Source organism: Bacillus sp. NPDC060175, from assembly GCF_042728695.1.
Taxonomy (GTDB): domain Bacteria; phylum Bacillota; class Bacilli; order Bacillales; family Bacillaceae_G; genus Bacillus_A.
Genome location: NZ_JBHWYR010000014.1, coordinates 1 through 19,072 on the forward strand (window position 1 = coordinate 1; position 19,072 = coordinate 19,072).

The window sequence follows — 19,072 nt, forward strand, 5'->3', positions numbered from 1 at the left end:
ATAATAAATAGAATAAAAATGTATTTATGACCTAAAATATGCGTTTTTATGCAAAAAAATAAGAGGATTATCCTTTTATAGGAAATTCTCTTTTAAATGTAGTAGTACAAAAAAGTACAGTGAATAATCAGTGGGAATTTCCCACTGATTACAGTTGATTTTTTGTTGTGTATGAGTTAGAAAATATTATTTTGATGGTGAGCCTTTAATGAATTTCCATAAGTCGTGGAATACATGAGCTTTGTGTAATGTATTAAGTAGTACTAATATGACTGGACCGATGATTAATCCTAAAAAACCAAAGAGCTTAAAGCCGACAAATAGAGCGATGAGTGTCGCTAATGGATCGAGTCCAATATTAGATGAAAGTACTTTTGGCTCCATGATTTGTCTTTGGACAATCACGACGATGTATAGGATGAGAAGACCGATGGCGAATGCAGTATCGCCTGTGAAAAATACGTATATAACCCAAGGAACGAAGACGGCTCCAGTTCCTAAATACGGGAGTAAATCTACAACTCCTGTAATAATCGCGATAGTAATTGCGTATGGCACGCGTAATATTAAAAGGCCGATTAGTACAATGATAGTTGTCATAGATACGAGTGTAAGTTGCGCTTTAACAAAACCAAACAAAGCTTTTCTTAAATCGACAAAAATAGTTTTTCCGTATCCGTGTACACGATTAGGTAGAAGTTTTCTTACTTTATGAGCAAGACGGTGCCAATCGTAACTAATGAAGAAGGTGGCTAATAAGACGAATACAAGGACAGTTAAAGTTGTTGGTAATGCACTAATGAAATTTGTTAATCCGCTTATAATGGCGGTTAAAAGTTCTTTCATTTGTGTCGTTGCTTCGGTGCCTAAGTTTTGAATGTTTTGTGTAATAGTGTATCGCTGTGGTTCTCCAAGATGATTAAATTTAGAAATTAAATCATCATAGAGAGGCATAATATGATTAAGTGCAAATTCTTGGGCGAATGCAACGATATCTGGAAACTTCACTGTGACAATTTGTAGTAAGTATGTTGTGGCAGATATTGCTTCAGTTACAAGGTATGTAACAAGTCCGACGATAGCTCCGAATACGAGAATTAAGCTAACGAGTACCGCTAATGCGCGAGGGAATTGTAGTTTTTGATTAAGGAAATTGACGACAGGATTAATCAAATAAGCGAATGCAAAAGCGATAATAAAAGGGTAGATAAGGCCTGATATGTGCAGCAATGCATAGAACCCAACTACCGTTGCTACAATGACAAATATGAGTCGTAATATCATATATAGTAAGTTTCGGTTCAAAGGTGTATACCTCCCATTCCAATTTGGATTATCCTAATTCGTTCAACTTATAACTAGTGAGATTCACTGATCAAAGTTTCACTTTATGTTATAGTGGAATGATGGATTTAGCCTGCTTTTGCAGCGGATTAATGACTACAGAAGCTTGTTGGTGACGCTTCTACTATATGGTAAAAACTTCATTTTCTCTCTTTTTTATTTTACCTGTTTCTTATTATAAAAGAAAGGAGAGACATCCGCTTTTAAATGTATATGCATGTTTTATTTTTTTCTGGTTAAAGTCTTGTTTGTAATTTTGAAATGCATATGAAAATCAATTTGTTTCTTTATTATAATTGTTAAATATGCATCGGTATAGCATGTATAACGATAGGTTTAAGGGTATTTTTGTTTGGAAACAAGTTCATTATTTTCAGAAAGGAAGTGCAATCATGATTAGTCAGTCAACGTTATTTTTATTCATACTACTTATTATAGGACTTATTGCTAAAAACCAATCGCTTACTGTAGCTGTTGGAGTGTTATTTTTATTGAAGTTTACGTTTTTAGGCGATAAAGTCTTTCCTTATTTACAAACGAAAGGAATTAACCTCGGTGTGACGGTTATTACAATTGCGGTGCTTGTACCAATTGCGACGGGGGAAATAGGGTTTAAACAGCTTGGAGAAGCGGCGAAATCATACTATGCATGGATTGCTTTAGCTTCAGGAGTAGCGGTTGCTTTATTGGCGAAAGGTGGGGTGCAATTATTAACGACTGATCCTCATATTACAACCGCACTTGTTTTTGGGACAATTATAGCTGTTGCTTTATTTAATGGAGTTGCTGTGGGTCCGTTAATTGGGGCTGGAATTGCCTATGCAGTTATGAGTATTATACAAATGTTTAAATAAGGAATTTTATAGTAATATAAAATTTTTGAATTCTTTCTGTTCACAAAAGTCAGATAATTGTTTATAATAGGATTAGAAACTTTGAAAAGTTACATAACAGCAGAGACTTTACACCAGATAAAATAAAAACAACATAAAACAATTTTATAATGATATTGTTTTATGTTGTTTTTATCATAAAACTCTTCGGAATTTATTTTCCTCACTAACTTGTTGTTCTGAGCGTGAGGATTCGGGGAGATATTCACGCTCATGCTTTCCATGTAAGTAATGGACAATTAGAGGGGAACATCGCAATAAATTTGCATGAACGTGCATTTTGCTTGCCTAAAGAGTGAACGAGCATTCATAATTTATAAGGGGAGCAAATAGATATAAGGAGCAAGGTTGGGAGAATTTTCAGGAAAAGGAGAGAATGTCATGACTGTTATTCGAGGTTTAGAAGGGGTAGTAGCAACAACATCATCTGTGAGCTCTATTATTGATGATACATTAACTTATGTTGGGTATAATATTGATGATTTAGCTGAGAATGCTACGTTTGAAGAAGTAGTGTACTTATTATGGCACCGCAAGCTTCCTAACGAACAAGAACTAGCGGAATTTAAAGAGACTGTATCAGAATACTATAAAGTTCCAGGTGAGATTTTAACATATTTGAAACAAGTAGATTTAAAAATCGCGCACCCGATGTCGGTTTTACGAACTGCGATTTCCATGCTATCATTATATGATGAGAGCGCTGAAATAATGGATGGAAAGTCTAATTATTTGAAAGCGGTTAAATTACAGGCTCAAGTCGGAACTTTAATTGCGGCTTATGCAAGAATTCGCAAAGGTTTAGATGTTGTTGAGCCAAGAAAAGATCTATCATTAGCTGCAAACTTCTTGTACATGTTAAATGATCGTGAGCCAAATGAAGTTGAAATTGAGGCTTTTGATAAGGCACTTGTACTTCATGCAGATCATGAGTTAAACGCTTCTACATTTACTGCACGTGTTTGCGTAGCTACACTTTCAGATGTGTATTCTGGTATTACAGCAGCAATCGGTGCATTAAAAGGTCCTCTTCACGGCGGGGCAAATGAAAATGTAATGAAGATGTTAACTGAAATTGGCGAAGAAGAAAATGTAGAATCATATATTCATAATGCTCTTCAAAATAAAGTAAAAATTATGGGATTTGGTCATCGCGTATATGAGCATGGTGATCCACGCGCGAAACACTTACGCGAAATGTCTAAGAGATTATGCGTGCTTTTAGGAGAAGACAAATGGTATAATATGTCTATCAAAATTGAAGACATTGTAACAAAAGAAAAAGGTCTTCCACCAAATGTTGATTTCTATTCAGCTTCTGTATACCATTGTTTAGGAGTTGACCATGACCTATTTACACCTATCTTTGCGATTAGCCGTATGTCAGGCTGGTTAGCTCATATTCTAGAGCAATATGAAAATAACCGTTTAATCCGTCCGCGTGCTGATTATGATGGACCTACGCATCAAGTGTATGTTCCAATTGCGCAACGATAAGTGAAAAACACTATTTTGATAGTGAAAATACGCTTTCAAAAGTCTGATTTTTTCGGAAAGATATAATGATTAGAATATTTTAATTTGACTAACGGTTTGAACTGAGGGGTTATTCCCTCAGTTTCATACATATGAAATTTCAAACATGGGGGTTATCACATTGACGACAGGTGAAAAAATTACTGTAACTAATGGTGTTATGAATGTACCAAACAATCCGATTATTCCATTTATCGAAGGAGATGGAATTGGTCCTGATATTTGGGCTGCAGCATCTCGCGTACTAGAAGCAGCAGTTGAGAAAGCATATGATGGTGAGAAGAAAATTGTTTGGAAAGAAGTGCTTGCAGGGGAAAAGGCATTTAACCAAACAGGCGAGTGGTTACCAGAAGAGACTTTAAATTTAATTCGTGAATATTTAATCGCAATTAAAGGTCCACTTACAACTCCAGTTGGCGGTGGTATTCGTTCTCTAAACGTTGCGCTTCGTCAAGAATTAGATTTATATGTATGTCTACGTCCAGTTCGTTACTTTGAAGGTGTTCCTTCACCTGTAAAACGTCCGGAAGATACTGATATGGTTATTTTCCGTGAAAATACAGAAGATATTTACGCTGGTATTGAATATGCACAAGGTTCTCCAGAAGCGGAAAAAGTTCTTGCATTCTTAAAAGAAGCAATGGGCGTTAATAAAATTCGTTTCCCAGAAACATCAGGGATTGGTATTAAACCAATTTCAGAGGAAGGGACAAAGCGTCTTGTTCGTGCTGCGATTCAATATGCAATTAACGAAAAACGCTCTTCTGTTACATTAGTTCATAAAGGAAACATTATGAAATTTACAGAAGGTGCTTTCAAAAACTGGGGTTACGAAGTAGCTGAACAAGAATTTGGCGACAAAGTATTTACTTGGGCTGAATATGATCGTATCGTTGAAAAAGATGGTAAAGATGCAGCGAATAAAGCGATGGCAGAAGCAGAATCTGCTGGAAAAATCATCGTAAAAGATTCTATTGCAGACATCTTCTTACAACAAATTTTAACTCGTCCACGTGAGTTCGATGTTGTTGCAACAATGAACTTAAACGGAGACTACATCTCGGATGCACTTGCTGCACAAGTAGGTGGAATTGGTATTGCACCTGGTGCAAACATTAACTATGTGACTGGACATGCTATCTTTGAAGCTACACATGGTACAGCTCCAAAATATGCAGGTTTAGATAAAGTAAATCCATCTTCTGTTCTTCTTTCTGGTGTATTATTATTAGAGCACTTAGGATGGAATGAAGCTGCGAATTTAGTAACTGATTCAGTTGAGAAAACAATTGAATCAAAAGTAGTAACTTATGATTTCGCACGCTTAATGGAAGGTGCAACAGAAGTGAAATGTTCTGAGTTCGCTAATGAACTTATTAAAAACATGGATGTAGCGATAATCAAAAACGCATAATTAAAGCGGGGGGTAAATTATGACAATCAAACGCAAGAAAGTTTCAGTCATCGGTGCAGGATTTACAGGAGCAACAACAGCATTCTTATTAGCACAAAAAGAACTTGCAGATGTTGTATTAGTGGACATTCCACAGCTGGAAAATCCAACAAAAGGGAAAGCGTTAGATATGTTAGAAGCGAGCCCAGTACAAGGTTTTGATGCTAACATTATTGGTACATCTGATTACGTAGATACTGCTGATTCTGACGTTGTCGTTATTACAGCAGGTATTGCGCGTAAGCCTGGTATGAGCCGTGATGATTTAGTAGCAACAAACTCTAAAATTATGAAAAGTATTACGCGCGACATTGCAAAACATTCACCAAATGCGATTATTGTTGTATTAACAAATCCAGTTGATGCAATGACATATTCTGTATTTAAAGAAGCAGGATTCCCGAAAGAGCGTGTTATCGGTCAATCGGGCGTATTAGATACAGCTCGTTTCCGTACATTCATTTCACAAGAATTAAATCTTTCTGTGAAAGACATTACAGGATTTGTTCTTGGTGGACATGGTGACGATATGGTACCTCTTGTACGCTATTCCTATGCAGGTGGCATTCCGTTAGAAACATTAATTCCAAAAGAGCGTTTAGAAGCAATCGTAGAACGTACACGTAAAGGTGGCGGTGAGATTGTAGGCTTATTAGGAAACGGTAGTGCATATTATGCGCCAGCAGCTTCTTTAGTTGAAATGACAGAAGCAATCTTGAAAGATCAACGCCGTGTATTACCTGCTATTGCATACCTTGAAGGTGAGTATGGTTATAGTGACATTTACTTAGGGGTACCAGTAATTCTAGGTGGTAACGGAATTGAAAAAATTATTGAATTAGAACTTCTTGCAGATGAAAAAGAAGCGTTAGATCGCTCTGTAGAATCTGTACGTAACGTTATGAAAGTTCTTGTTTAATAATTAAATATAAGCGGAAAAAGATTCGGGGCCCCGAATCTTTTTCTACTATTTACTAAATTGTTTTTTTGAAATAATATGAAAACGCTATCATTCGGTGTATCCTATAATGAAATTATAGACTTATACTATACATTGCCCTCGTCATAGTAATTCTCGGATAAGGTATCACTTTTAATAGGATAATAAGGTGAAAAAATCGGAGGGGGTTGTAACATGTTAAAGAAAAAAGTTCAAATTGGTCGTAGAATGGATGAAATTACAGTAGGAGAGAAATTATCTATCACTGAAAAAATTGAGGATAAAGATTTGTTATTGTATTTAGGGTTAACGAATGATGCCAATCCATTATATATTCAGCATGATTACGCATCCCAAACTCCGTATGAAAAGCCGATTGTCCCAAGCATTATGCTAACGGGGCTGATTACAACGGCGGTTACGAAATATTTACCAGGTCCAGGTAGTCATATTACTAGGAAGGACCTTACGTTCGTGAAACATGTTCACCATTATGAAACGTTACAAATCCACTTTGAAGTTGTGGCTGTTTCAGAGGAGGAACATACAATTGATATGCTTGTATTTGCTCATGATGAAAAAGGGGAAACTGTTGTAAAAGGTTCATTAACAGTAACGCCACCTTTTAAATCTGTTTCCATTATGGAAAAGGCATTAGATAATTTTTAAAAAATGAAAGTTAGAATGATATAAAAGTAGCGCTAGTCATATTCTTATTAAGGGTATGCTAGCGCTACTTTTTGTTTGGAAAGGGTGATATAACTGTGAAATGGGAAAGGGAAGACATTATTTTTGAAACGATAAGAGAAGCTGAAGTGTGGGCCGATTCAATTGCGAATGAAATGTACGGGAAAGTATTTGATGGATATGAAACACCAGATTATAAAATAGCGTATGCTCTTTCGTTTTTCCTAGCGCAAAATCGAGATTGTATAGTTCATACGGAAGTGAGTTTTAAAAAAGAGAGAGCGATCTATAAAGTTTGGGAAAATCCTGTGTAGCTGAAGGTGAGTCGTAATTACTTCTATTTTCTCAATTTTACACAAACGAGCTCCATGAATAGACAATTATATTGAGGGAGACCTTGTTTTCTAGTATGATGAGAATAACGGGGAAAATACTAGGATGAAGAAGGTTTCAAGTCTATAACTTGGAGGAAAAGAATGAACAATCGTATTTTAGTAGTTGATGATGAGGAATTTATCTTAACTTTAATTGAATTTAATTTACAACAAGCTGGGTTTGAAGTTATAACAGCGATGGATGGAGAAATGGCGCTTCAAAAAGCGACAACAGAACGCCCAGATTTAATTATATTAGATTTAATGCTTCCAAAAATGGATGGTATGGAAGTTTGTAAAGAATTACGATTGCAGCGTGTTATGACGCCGATTTTAATGCTAACAGCAAAAGATGATGAATTTGATAAGGTGCTAGGTCTTGAGCTTGGGGCTGATGATTATATGACGAAGCCGTTTAGCCCAAGGGAAGTTGTTGCTCGTGTGAAAGCGATTTTGCGCCGCACGAAATTACAGCAAGAAGAAAAAGTTTCGGAAACGCCAGATGAAGATAGTATCATAATTGCAGAGCTTAAAATTTTACCGGAGTTTTATGAAGCGTACTTCCAAGGCAGGAAACTGGAACTAACACCGAAAGAATTTGAGTTACTTGTTTATCTTGCAAAAAATAAAAGTCGTGTATTAACTCGTGACCAATTATTGAGTGCTGTATGGAATTATGATTTTGCCGGTGATACAAGAATTGTTGATGTCCATATTAGCCATTTGCGCGATAAAATTGAACAAAATACGAAAAAACCGACGTACATTAAAACGATACGTGGTTTAGGTTATAAATTAGAGGAGCCAAAAGGGGATGAATAAATTTCGTTCCAGGCTTCTTTTTACATTTGTTTCTCTTATCGTTTTTATCTTAGTTGGACTAGGTGTATTATTAGAAACCGTATTTGAAAATTACTATATAGATCATGCTAAAGAAAGAATGGTAAAAGAGACAAGGTATGTTGCTGTATTAGCAGAGGAGCAAGGGTTTGATTCTGTTTTAAAAAAGCCGTATGTATTTGAAAAGTTAGAAGAACAAATACCAGCTTCTATTATATTTGTGGATGAAAAAAAGAAAGTTCAATATAGCGGAGGGAAACAATCTGCATTTAATCAAGAGATGATTAAAGAACTTTCTTCTGAAGCAGGAAAACAAAAAAATAAAGTCATTACGAAAGAAACAGATCAAAAAAATGAATTTTATCATGCTGTGTTCGTCCAGGATGTAGAAGGGAAACAAGGATATATTTTGGTGAAAAGTACAATTGATACTTTGAGGGACGTTCACCAAAAAACGTGGGGATTATTAATTATCGGATTTGTCATTGCTTGTCTCGTAGTTGTATTCCTAGGTGTCAAAATTACAGGACAATATATTAGGCCGATCGAATCAGTTACGAAAGTTGCGATTGAATTAGCGAAGGGTAATTATAAAGCGCGTGCATATGAAAGTCATTCGGATGAAACAGGAATGCTGAGTAAAGCAATTAATATTTTAGCTCGTAATTTACAAGAGATGACACTCGAACAAGAAATGCAACAAGATCGTTTGCACACATTAATTGAAAATATGGGAAGCGGAATGATTTTAATTGATAGCCGTGGTTATATAAACCTTGTAAACCGTTCTTATAAGGAGACTTTCCACGTAACAGATGAAGAATATTTAGACCGTTTATATTATGAATCGTTTCACCATACGGAAATTATTGAGCTTGTGGAAGAAATTTTTATGACAGAAGTGAAAGTGCGTAAACAAATGCTATTGCCGCTAGGTATTGAGCGCAAGCATTTCGAAGTATACGGAGCGCCAATTATTGGGACAAACCATGAGTGGAAAGGGATTGTTCTCGTATTCCATGACATTACAGAGTTAAAGAAATTAGAACAAATGAGAAAAGACTTTTTAGCGAATGTTTCTCATGAATTGAAGACACCGATTACTTCTATTAAAGGTTTTTCAGAAACACTCTTGGACGGAGCGATGGATAATAAAAAATTCTGCGAACATTTCTTGCATATCATTTTAAAAGAAAGTGAGCGTATGCAAGGATTAATTGAAGATTTATTAGATTTGTCAAAAATCGAGCAGCAAGGGTTTAGATTAAATATGGGCACGGTTGATATGAAGGGGCTTCTTGAAGACATTCACATGGTGCTTGATAATAAAGCGGGTGAAAAAGAAATCTCTTTACAAGTGAATGTATTGAAACGAGTTTCCGTTATTGGAGATCCGAGCCGCTTAAAACAAATCTTTATTAATTTAATTAATAATGCAATCGTATATACGCCGGCTGGAGGCGTTGTTTCAGTTGAATTATTAGAGGATAAATATAATGCGTATATAAAGGTGTCGGATACTGGAATTGGTATTAGTAAAGAAGAAATCCCTCGTATATTTGAACGTTTTTATCGAGTTGATAAAGCGAGAAGTAGAAATACGGGTGGAACGGGTCTTGGTTTATCAATTGTAAAGCATTTAGTTGAAGCACATCAAGGTACGATTACAGTGGATAGTGAGGTTGGAGAAGGTACAACATTTACAGTTGTTTTACCAAAATCAGCTACTGAAAAATAGGATGAAGGATATTTACAATATATTAACAATGGCTTAATTAAATATTAATAAAGCTCTGTTAATATAATATATGAAAACCCCTTCATCCAAGGAGTAATTTTGGACGAGAGTAGTTATGCTATTCTCGTCACTTCCCTTTTATGCCAATGTAAGTCTGTTTATATATGATAGAAAAAAACCGTTATTTTTCTTCTCTCTATTAGTCATGTTAATATAGAGAGAGGATAGGAACGGTTTTTTTTCTGTGGAAAAATCGTTTCAAATTTGTATGGGGAGGTTTGTAGTTTGGAAAAAAAAGTCGTATTAGTAGATGGTAATAATATCGCGTATCGTGCTTTCTTTGCACTACCGCTTTTAAATAACGACAAAGGTATACATACGAACGCAATTTATGGTTTTACGATGATGTTAATGAGAATATTAGAGGAAGAAAAACCGACGCACATGCTTGTGGCGTTTGATGCGGGGAAAACAACGTTCCGTCATAAAACGTATAGTGATTATAAGGGAGGACGTCAAAAGACTCCACCCGAACTATCAGAGCAATTCCCGTTTATTCGCGAAGTACTTGATGCATTTAATGTTCCGCGCTATGAATTAGAAAACTATGAAGCGGATGACATTATGGGGACTTTAGCGAAAGAAGCGAGTGAGCAAGGGTTTCATGTGAAAGTTATTTCAGGAGATAAAGACTTACTGCAACTTGTTTCAGATAATACACTCGTATGTATTCCTCGCAAAGGGATTACAGAAGTAGATGAATATACGAAAGAAGCTTTATTTGAGAAATATAGCTTATCACCAAAGCAAATTATCGACATGAAAGGTTTAATGGGAGACCAATCAGATAACATTCCAGGTGTACCGGGTGTTGGTGAGAAGACAGCCATTAAATTATTAACGCAATTTGAAACGGTAGAAGCAGTGTATGAAAATTTAGATCAAGTGAGTGGAAAGAAATTAAAAGAAAAGTTAGAAGCGAATAAAGAACAAGCTCTTATGAGTAAAGAGCTTGCGACTATTATTACAGACGCGCCAATTACTGTGCATGTAGATGATATGGCATATAAAGGGTATGAACCAAGCGATGTTATTCCGATGTTTGAGAATTTAGGGTTTACATCTCTTTTAAATAAGTTAGGTGTTACACCAGAAGAAACAGCTCCTGCTGAATTAGATGATATTACATTTGATATCGCTGAGGCAGTTACAGAAGAAATACTTCAGCAAGATAGTGCGCTTATTGTAGAAGTGCAAGAAGATAATTACCATAAAGCTGATATTCAAGGTTTTGGTATTCAAAATGAAAATGGTTGTTACTTCATTCCGGCCGATGTTGCTCTTAAATCAGATGCTTTTAAAGAGTGGCTTGCAAATGGAGAAATGAGAAAACATACATTTGATGCGAAGCGTGCTATCGTTGCCCTAAAGTGGAAAGGTGTAGATATTCAAGGGATTGACTTTGATTTATTAATTGCCGCTTATTTACTTGATCCAGCTGATACCGATAAAGATTTCCGAACTGTTGCGAAAATGAAAGAAACACATGCGGTAAAATCTGACGAAGAAGTTTACGGGAAAGGTGCGAAGCGTGCTGTTCCTGAGCAAGAGGTAGTAGCTGAGCATGTCGCTCGTAAAGTGCATGTATTATTCGATGTGAAGCAAACATTCGTAGAAGAGTTAGAAAAGAATGAGCAATATGAACTATTTACAGAGTTAGAATTACCGCTTGCTCGTGTATTAGCTGACATGGAAGTGAAAGGTGTTACAGTTGATACGGAGCGTCTTCGTAATATGGGAGAAGAGCTTGCGGGTAGATTAAAGGAAATGGAACAAGAGATTTATGAGCTTGCAGGAACGGAATTTAATATTAATTCACCGAAGCAGCTTGGGGTTATTCTGTTTGAAAACTTAAATTTACCTGTTATTAAAAAGACGAAAACAGGTTATTCTACGTCTGCTGATGTACTAGACAAGCTTATGGATCATCATGCAATCATTCCGAAGATTTTACACTACCGTCAATTAGGGAAACTAAACTCTACATATATTGAAGGGTTATTAAAAGTTGTACATGACGATTCATCTAAAATTCATACTCGCTTTAACCAAGTTTTAACGCAAACGGGACGACTAAGTTCAACGGAACCAAACTTGCAAAATATCCCGATTCGCTTAGAAGAGGGAAGGAAGATTCGTCAGGCGTTTATTCCTTCAGAAGAAGGATGGATTATGTACGCAGCCGATTATTCACAAATTGAACTTCGTGTGCTTGCTCACATTGCAAAAGATGAAGGTTTAGTTGAAGCGTTCCAACATGACATGGATATTCATACGAAAACAGCTATGGATGTATTCGGTGTTGGAAAAGATGAAGTGACATCTAATATGAGACGACAAGCAAAAGCTGTAAACTTCGGCATTGTATACGGTATTAGTGATTACGGTCTTTCGCAAAACTTAGGAATCACGAGAAAAGCGGCAGGGGAATTTATTGAAAGGTATTTAGAAAGCTTCCCTGGAGTACAAGAATATATGGCTGACATTGTAAAAGATGCGAAGCAAAAAGGATATGTTTCAACGTTATTAAATCGCCGTCGTTACATTCCAGAAATTACGAGCCGTAACTTTAATTTACGTAGCTTTGCAGAGCGTACAGCAATGAATACACCAATTCAAGGTAGTGCGGCGGATATTATTAAAAAGGCTATGATTATTATGGCGGATCGCTTAGAAGAAGAAGGCCTACAAGCTCGCCTACTTCTGCAAGTACACGATGAATTGATCTTTGAAGCGCCAAAAGAAGAAGTGGAAAAATTAGAGAAGCTTGTACCTGAAGTAATGGAGCATGCAATTGAACTAGCAGTTCCATTAAAAGTTGATTATTCTTACGGTCCAACTTGGTACGACGCGAAATAAGGAAGTGATAAAATGCCAGAATTACCAGAGGTTGAAAATGTTAGACGGACACTTGAAAATCTTGTAACGGGAAAAGTGATTGAAGATGTAATTGTCACCTATCCAAAAATAGTGAAACGACCAGACGATGCAGAAATCTTTAAAGACATGCTAAGAGGCGAGATGATCGAGAATATAAAGCGAAGAGGTAAGTTTTTGCTTTTGTATGTAACGAACTATGTAATTGTTTCACATTTGCGTATGGAAGGTAAGTTTTTACTTCATCAAGAGGATGAGCCAATTGATAAACATACACACGTACGTTTCTTATTTACAGATGGAACTGAATTACATTATAAAGATGTGAGAAAGTTTGGTACGATGCATCTCTTTAAGAAAGGTGAAGAGTTTGCTCAAATGCCTCTTGCTGATTTAGGACCAGAGCCATTTGATGCTGAATTGACACCGCAGTACTTACAAGAAAGATTGCAAAAGACAAATCGCAAAATAAAAGTCGTATTATTAGATCAGCGTCTTTTAGTAGGGCTTGGAAATATATATGTAGATGAAGTATTATTCCGTTCGCAAATTCATCCAGAACGAGAAGCTGCATCTTTAACAGAAGAAGAAGTAGAAAGAATTTATGAGGCGATTGTTACAACGCTAGGCGAAGCTGTTAAGCGAGGCGGAAGTACAATTAGAACGTATATTAATTCGCAAGGACAAATTGGTTCGTTCCAGGAACTTCTAAATGTATATGGGAAAAAAGGAGAACCGTGTGTGACTTGCGGTACGCTATTAGAAAAAACAGTTGTTGGCGGAAGGGGAACACATTACTGCCCAATTTGCCAACCTAGAATATAGAAAAGGGATAACATCGGATAGGCATTTGTCATATACATAGAGCAGAGCTATGTATAAGGGAGGAGCTTACCGATGTACCTTTATTTATCTCTTATTTTATTAGCTTTTACATTAAGCTTAGATAGCTGTAGTGTGGGGCTAACATATGGGTTAAGGAGCGTAAGAATTCCACTAAGATCAATTATAATTATCGGGATCTGTTCAGCAGCTGTCATGCTCGTTTCCATGGGAATTGGACATATGATCGCGAAAATATTTTCACCTGTTATCGCAACGCGTATCGGTGGGCTTGTTCTTATTGGAATAGGTATTTGGGTATTATATCAATTTTTTCGAAGTGATAAAAAAGAAGAACCGAAGCAAGAGGAGAAGGTTTGGAAATTAGAAATTGCTTCACTAGGGTTAGTGATTCAAATTTTGCGGAAGCCGACTGTTGCGGATTTTGATAAATCAGGAACCATCTCTGCAGGAGAAGCACTACTTCTCGGTATCGCTCTTTCTATAGATTCGTTTGGTGCTGGAATTGGTGCATCTTTATTAGGTTATGCACCTGCTATGATGGCGCTGTTAGTTGCGGTTATGAGTTCTTTGTTTTTATTTATTGGAATGAAACTTGGAACGGTTTTATCCAATATGAAATGGTTACAAAAATTTACATTCCTGCCTGGGGTTTTACTCATTATTATTGGAATTTGGAAAATGTAAGTATGGGCGTGGAACATTAGTTTCGCGCCTTTTATTATGAGGAGGATTGTTATGACGGTAGTAATTGGATTAACGGGAGGCATTGCAAGCGGAAAAAGTACAGTGTCTCAAATGTTTCATGAACTTGGTATACCGGTTATTGATGCAGATATTATTGCGAGAGAAGTTGTAGAACGAGGAAAACCAGCATATAACAAAATTGTAGAAGTCTTTGGAACGGAAGTACTACAAAAAGATGGAGAACTTGATCGTCCGAAGCTTGGAAGTGTTGTTTTCTATAATGAAGAAAAGCGATTGCACTTAAACAAAATTGTTCATCCTGCGGTACGAGAAGAAATGAATGCACAAAAAGAGTTATACATAAAAGAAGGTATGCAATCGGTTGTGTTAGATATCCCTCTTTTGTTTGAAAGTAAATTAACAAATCTCGTTGATCGAGTATTAGTTGTAGCGGTTACGCCGAATACGCAATTAGAACGTTTAATGAAACGGAATAGTTTTTCAGAAGAAGAAGCAACGGCGCGTATTCAATCTCAAATGCCACTAGAAGAAAAAATAAAGATGGCGGATGAAGTGATTTATAATGATGGCACAATTATGGGAACGAAAACACAATTAGCTGCTATTTTGAAGGAATGGAACATTATTGATTAAAAAATTGTGAAATTAATGAAAATGCTTAGTGACATATCTCCTTTTTGTGTTATACTATTATTGGGATTGGAGATAAATAGTATAACGCATTCAAGGGGGATAACATATTATGACTCGTGTGGCAATCAATGGATTTGGACGTATTGGGAGAATGGTGTTTCGTCAAGCAATAAAAGAAAGCGCATTCGAAATTGTAGCAATCAATGCAAGCTATCCATCAGAAACGTTAGCACATTTAATTAAATATGATACAGTTCATGGAAAGTTTGACGGAACAGTGGAAGCATTTGAAGATCACTTACTAGTAGATGGGAAAATGATTCGCCTTTTAAACAACCGCGATCCAAAGGAATTGCCTTGGAAAGAATTAGGTGTTGAAGTTGTAATTGAAGCAACTGGTAAATTTAACTCGAAAGAAAAAGCAATTCTTCATGTTGAAGCTGGAGCGAAAAAAGTCATTTTAACAGCACCTGGTAAAAATGAAGATGTAACGATCGTAGTTGGTGTGAACGAAGAACAATTAGATATTACAAAACATACCGTTATTTCAAATGCATCTTGTACAACAAACTGTTTAGCGCCTGTTGTAAAGGTGTTAGATGCGCAGTTCGGAATTGAAAACGGTTTAATGACAACTGTTCACGCTTATACAAATGACCAAAAAAATATTGATAACCCACATAAAGATTTAAGAAGAGCGCGTGCTTGCGGACAGTCTATCATTCCGACAACGACGGGTGCTGCGAAAGCGCTTGCAAAAGTTCTTCCACATTTAAATGGAAAACTTCATGGTATGGCACTTCGTGTACCAACACCAAACGTGTCTCTTGTTGATTTAGTAGTAGACGTAAAACGTGATGTAACAGTTGAAGATATTAATGAAGCATTCAAAACTGTTGCAAACGGTGCGTTAAAAGGAATTGTAGAATTCAGCGAAGAGCCTTTAGTGTCTATCGACTTTAATACAAATACACACTCAGCTATTATTGATGGTTTATCTACAATGGTAATGGGTGAGCGTAAAGTGAAAGTACTTGCTTGGTATGATAACGAGTGGGGCTACTCTCGTCGTGTTGTAGATCTTGTAACGTTAGTTGTAGATGAATTAGCAAAACAAGAAAATGTACAACATATTTAAGTGGAATAGAGGGAGGGCAAGTGAATATTTGCCCTCTTTTTTTATTTTTTTCTGAAAAGGGAAAAAATTATATGAATATATTTTCAAATAGTGGACATACCAAAAACCATTGGGATTACTGTATTTGTGAATCGATTAATTTTTTTAGGGAAAAGTAAAGAGGAAATTATGACAGAAAATCGAAAAAACTGTGGTTGCAAAATGAAAATAAACAAAGTATACTAACACTCGTAAACTTAAGAGCTGAGGTACGTAGTCACTACTTAAAGGGTTAGGACCTCTCTGGACTAACTTTCCCCCGTGGTAGTGGAGCAAGCCAAATTGCAAATTAGTTTTCAATTCGAACAGTTAGAATAAATTTACAAGGGGGAACTGTAGAATGGATACTATGGATACGATGGGTCGTCACGTGATTGCTGAACTTTGGGATTGCGATTTCGACAAGCTTAATGACATGACGTATATTGAACAATTATTTGTGGATGCAGCACTAAGAGCTGGTGCTGAAGTACGTGAGGTTGCTTTTCATAAATTTGCACCACAAGGTGTAAGTGGAGTAGTAATTATCTCGGAATCACATTTAACAATTCATAGCTTTCCGGAGCACGGTTACGCAAGTATTGATGTTTATACTTGTGGGGATCGTATTGATCCAAATGTTGCTGCAGAATATATTGCAGAAGGTTTAAACGCGAAAACGCGTGAGAGCATCGAGCTTCCTCGAGGCACTGGTAGCTTCGAAATTAAGCAGAGAGAAACAAAAGCTCTTTAAAAAAGAACATAATTGATTTAAAATGTAAAGAGGTGTATAATGCACCTCTTTTTTAGTTTATATAAAATAGGATCACGATATGTAATAACTTAGAGTGGTCATTATAGAAGAATGAGTTATATAATATTGTATATATATTTTCACATGTAGGTGAGTAGCGAAAGAATAAAGATTATAGTGTAAAGGAGTGAATGAATTGCGTTGTCCATCCTGTTTTCATAATGGAACAAGAGTGTTAGATTCGCGTCCGGTAGACGAGGGGCGCTCTATTCGAAGAAGAAGAGAGTGTGAAAGTTGTTTAAGTCGCTTTACGACATTTGAAAGAGTAGAAGAATCACCTCTTATCGTTGTTAAAAAAGAAGGAACACGAGAAGAGTTTAATAAAGAGAAAATTTTGCGCGGTTTAATTAAAGCGTGTGAAAAAAGACCTGTATCTTTAAGGCAGTTAGAGGAAGTAACACAAAGTGTGGAGCGTGAACTTCGTAACTTAGGTATATCAGAAGTGAAAAGTGATATGATTGGTGAAATTGTTATGGAAGAACTTCGTGATATTGATGATGTTGCTTACGTACGTTTTGCTTCTGTGTATCGTCAATTTAAAGATTTAAATGTATTTATTGAAGAATTAAAAGATATACTGCAAAAAGAGAGAGAGTAGAAGGAATCTCTTTATATACTGTAAGTAAACGAGATAAGAGAGCTAGAAGCGGAAGCTAATAGCTCTTTTTCGCTAATAAATTATATAATAAAGATAGAACGAGTGAAATGTAGGTTAGATTGGATGAGAGAAAGGAAAAGCAAGAATGGAAAAACAGTCATGGATGGAGCTATTGCCGATTGATCGTTATAAAGTAAGTGCGAAAGGGTTGTTACATAATTACGACCGTAAAGTATTAACGATGTTGTATCAGCCGTTAATAGGTAGTAGAGCTTTTAGCTTATACATGACACTATGGGGAGAGTTAGAGCAAGATCGTGTGTTTGGAAAAGAGAATACACATCACTCCCTTATGGTGACTATGCAAATGCAACTTCCTGAAATATATGGGGAACGAGTAAAGTTAGAAGCGATTGGTCTTTTAAATGTATATATTAAGAAAGAAAAAGATATTCGAATGTTTATATATGAATTGCAACCACCTTTATCTCCGAAGCAGTTTTTTGATGATATTGTTTTAAGTATCTTTTTATATAATCGCTTGAGTCGGACAAAATACAACCAAGTAAAGCAATATTTCTTAGAAGAAGAATTCGATTTTGCTTCTTATGAAAATGTTACGCGCTCCTTCAACGATATATTTGATTCGTTTAACCCAGGTCAGTTTGAATATGCGCAAGAAGAACTGCGTATCCCGAAAACGACAATTATGCCAAGTAACGAGAATGGGGATGCTCCGAAAGTTTGGAACGATTTCTTTGATTTCTCTTTATTTGTAGACGGACTATCAGCGCTTGTTCCTAAAAAGGCGATTACAGATCAAGTGAGAGAATGTGTTATTACACTCGCTTATGTGTACGGTGTGGATGTGTTATCGATGCAAAATATCGTTCTTGGCGCAGTGACAGAGATACAAACAATTGATATCGAAAGGCTTCGGAAGGGAGCACGCGATTGGTATCAATTCGAAAATGGTCAAGCGTTACCTGTATTAAGTGAAAGAGTGCAACCTCATGCTGCTCGTACAATGAAAGAGAAAGAGCCATCTACGCAAGAAGAGATGCTAATGAAGCAGTTAGAGGAAATCTCGCCAAAACAACTATTGAAAGAGATTTCAGGCGGTGCAGAGGCGACGAAAGCGGACTTGCAAATCGTTGAGGATGTAATGATAAACCAAAAGTTAACGCCAGGGGTTGTGAATGTACTTATTTATTACGTTATGCTACGCTCAGATATGAAGCTTGCTAAAACGTATGTCGAGAAGATTGCTGGACATTGGGCGCGAAAAAAGGTCGGTACAGTAGGCGAGGCGATGGCGCTAGCGAAAGAAGAGAATCGTCAATATCAAGAGTGGGCTGAGACGAAGAAAAAAGGTCGTACAGCGAAGAAAACAGTGCGAAAAGAAATGGTACCAGATTGGCTTAAAGAAGAGTCGAAAGAAGAAGAGAAAGAACCTGTAAAAAATGACGTAAGTGCGAAAAAAGATGCAAGTACGTTAGAAGACGAACGGAAACGATTAGAAGAAGTGTTGAAAAAATATAAGCGTGATTAATAAAAGAAAATGAACGCTCTTTGAGG

At 36.4% G+C, this 19,072-nt stretch carries 17 protein-coding genes; 16 read left to right on the top strand and 1 reads right to left on the bottom strand.

All coding sequences use genetic code 11. The features are described 5' to 3' along the window. Positions 1–186 precede the first annotated feature (186 nt). Positions 187–1,305 carry a sporulation integral membrane protein YtvI gene (gene ytvI / locus ACFWDE_RS09790; RefSeq protein ID WP_002145428.1) on the bottom strand — a complete coding sequence of 373 codons (1,119 nt, stop codon included), beginning with the start codon at positions 1,303–1,305 and terminating at the stop codon, positions 187–189. Between the two features lie 431 nt (positions 1,306–1,736). Here ytvI and ACFWDE_RS09795 point away from each other — a divergent pair, with 431 nt between their 5' ends. From ACFWDE_RS09795 to ACFWDE_RS09870, 16 genes are all read left to right on the top strand, one after another. Continuing rightward, entirely contained in the window at positions 1,737–2,198 is a 462-nt protein-coding gene (locus ACFWDE_RS09795; RefSeq protein ID WP_002112200.1) for a DUF441 domain-containing protein, read from the top strand. 387 nt (positions 2,199–2,585) lie between these two features. Further along, complete coding sequence (gene citZ / locus ACFWDE_RS09800) at positions 2,586–3,734, top strand: citrate synthase (RefSeq protein ID WP_078179662.1); 1,149 nt, start codon at positions 2,586–2,588, stop codon at positions 3,732–3,734. A 160-nt stretch (positions 3,735–3,894) separates the two neighbouring features. Further along, complete coding sequence (gene icd / locus ACFWDE_RS09805) at positions 3,895–5,187, top strand: NADP-dependent isocitrate dehydrogenase (RefSeq protein ID WP_002112198.1); 1,293 nt, start codon at positions 3,895–3,897, stop codon at positions 5,185–5,187. A 19-nt stretch (positions 5,188–5,206) separates the two neighbouring features. After that, a complete protein-coding gene (gene mdh / locus ACFWDE_RS09810) occupies positions 5,207–6,145 on the top strand; it encodes a malate dehydrogenase (protein WP_002112197.1) in 939 nt (312 codons plus the stop codon). 216 nt (positions 6,146–6,361) lie between these two features. Beyond that, positions 6,362–6,835, top strand: coding sequence for a MaoC/PaaZ C-terminal domain-containing protein (locus ACFWDE_RS09815; RefSeq protein ID WP_002015489.1), 474 nt, complete (start codon positions 6,362–6,364; stop codon positions 6,833–6,835). Positions 6,836–6,930: 95 nt separating this feature from the next. Further along, positions 6,931–7,167 carry a hypothetical protein gene (locus ACFWDE_RS09820; protein ID WP_078179661.1) on the top strand — a complete coding sequence of 79 codons (237 nt, stop codon included), beginning with the start codon at positions 6,931–6,933 and terminating at the stop codon, positions 7,165–7,167. A 162-nt stretch (positions 7,168–7,329) separates the two neighbouring features. Continuing rightward, on the top strand, positions 7,330–8,049 hold the full coding sequence (phoP, locus tag ACFWDE_RS09825) for a two-component system response regulator PhoP (RefSeq protein ID WP_002112195.1): 720 nt from the start codon (positions 7,330–7,332) through the stop codon (positions 8,047–8,049). Continuing rightward, the gene (gene phoR / locus ACFWDE_RS09830) at positions 8,042–9,805 is read left to right on the top strand and encodes a sensory box histidine kinase PhoR (RefSeq protein ID WP_377891878.1); all 1,764 of its coding nucleotides are present in this window, start codon (positions 8,042–8,044) and stop codon (positions 9,803–9,805) included. The genes phoP and phoR overlap by 8 nt, the downstream gene beginning before the upstream one ends. Before the next feature lie 285 nt (positions 9,806–10,090). Further along, positions 10,091–12,724, top strand: coding sequence for a DNA polymerase I (gene polA / locus ACFWDE_RS09835; RefSeq protein ID WP_377891881.1), 2,634 nt, complete (start codon positions 10,091–10,093; stop codon positions 12,722–12,724). Between the two features lie 12 nt (positions 12,725–12,736). Then, positions 12,737–13,567 (top strand): DNA-formamidopyrimidine glycosylase, encoded by an 831-nt coding sequence (gene mutM / locus ACFWDE_RS09840; protein WP_377891883.1) that lies wholly within the window; start codon positions 12,737–12,739, stop codon positions 13,565–13,567. 72 nt (positions 13,568–13,639) lie between these two features. Beyond that, positions 13,640–14,272 carry a sporulation membrane protein YtaF gene (ytaF, locus tag ACFWDE_RS09845; protein WP_002145437.1) on the top strand — a complete coding sequence of 211 codons (633 nt, stop codon included), beginning with the start codon at positions 13,640–13,642 and terminating at the stop codon, positions 14,270–14,272. 51 nt (positions 14,273–14,323) lie between these two features. After that, entirely contained in the window at positions 14,324–14,926 is a 603-nt protein-coding gene (gene coaE, locus ACFWDE_RS09850) for a dephospho-CoA kinase (protein ID WP_377891887.1), read from the top strand. A gap of 109 nt (positions 14,927–15,035) precedes the next feature. Beyond that, positions 15,036–16,064, top strand: a complete 1,029-nt coding sequence (locus ACFWDE_RS09855) for a glyceraldehyde-3-phosphate dehydrogenase (protein ID WP_377891889.1) — start codon at positions 15,036–15,038, stop codon at positions 16,062–16,064. A 388-nt stretch (positions 16,065–16,452) separates the two neighbouring features. Continuing rightward, positions 16,453–16,836: an adenosylmethionine decarboxylase gene (gene speD, locus ACFWDE_RS09860; RefSeq protein ID WP_377892020.1), complete on the top strand. Its 384-nt coding sequence runs from the start codon at positions 16,453–16,455 to the stop codon at positions 16,834–16,836. Between the two features lie 196 nt (positions 16,837–17,032). Further along, positions 17,033–17,494 carry a transcriptional regulator NrdR gene (gene nrdR / locus ACFWDE_RS09865; RefSeq protein ID WP_001203686.1) on the top strand — a complete coding sequence of 154 codons (462 nt, stop codon included), beginning with the start codon at positions 17,033–17,035 and terminating at the stop codon, positions 17,492–17,494. 145 nt (positions 17,495–17,639) lie between these two features. Further along, on the top strand, positions 17,640–19,046 hold the full coding sequence (locus ACFWDE_RS09870) for a replication initiation and membrane attachment family protein (protein WP_002160267.1): 1,407 nt from the start codon (positions 17,640–17,642) through the stop codon (positions 19,044–19,046). The last annotated feature ends 26 nt before the right edge of the window (positions 19,047–19,072 follow it).

What these genes read in the sequence shown, in the direction of transcription:
- mdh (WP_002112197.1), top strand. Translation starts at nt 5,207, where the DNA reads ATGACAATCAAACGCAAGAAAGTTTCAGTCATCGGTGCAGGATTTACA.
- ACFWDE_RS09795 (WP_002112200.1), top strand. Translation starts at nt 1,737, where the DNA reads ATGATTAGTCAGTCAACGTTATTTTTATTCATACTACTTATTATAGGA.
- ACFWDE_RS09815 (WP_002015489.1), top strand. Translation starts at nt 6,362, where the DNA reads ATGTTAAAGAAAAAAGTTCAAATTGGTCGTAGAATGGATGAAATTACA.
- ytaF (WP_002145437.1), top strand. Translation starts at nt 13,640, where the DNA reads ATGTACCTTTATTTATCTCTTATTTTATTAGCTTTTACATTAAGCTTA.
- ACFWDE_RS09855 (WP_377891889.1), top strand. Translation starts at nt 15,036, where the DNA reads ATGACTCGTGTGGCAATCAATGGATTTGGACGTATTGGGAGAATGGTG.
- phoP (WP_002112195.1), top strand. Translation starts at nt 7,330, where the DNA reads ATGAACAATCGTATTTTAGTAGTTGATGATGAGGAATTTATCTTAACT.
- speD (WP_377892020.1), top strand. Translation starts at nt 16,453, where the DNA reads ATGGATACGATGGGTCGTCACGTGATTGCTGAACTTTGGGATTGCGAT.
- phoR (WP_377891878.1), top strand. Translation starts at nt 8,042, where the DNA reads ATGAATAAATTTCGTTCCAGGCTTCTTTTTACATTTGTTTCTCTTATC.
- ACFWDE_RS09870 (WP_002160267.1), top strand. Translation starts at nt 17,640, where the DNA reads ATGGAAAAACAGTCATGGATGGAGCTATTGCCGATTGATCGTTATAAA.
- mutM (WP_377891883.1), top strand. Translation starts at nt 12,737, where the DNA reads ATGCCAGAATTACCAGAGGTTGAAAATGTTAGACGGACACTTGAAAAT.
- coaE (WP_377891887.1), top strand. Translation starts at nt 14,324, where the DNA reads ATGACGGTAGTAATTGGATTAACGGGAGGCATTGCAAGCGGAAAAAGT.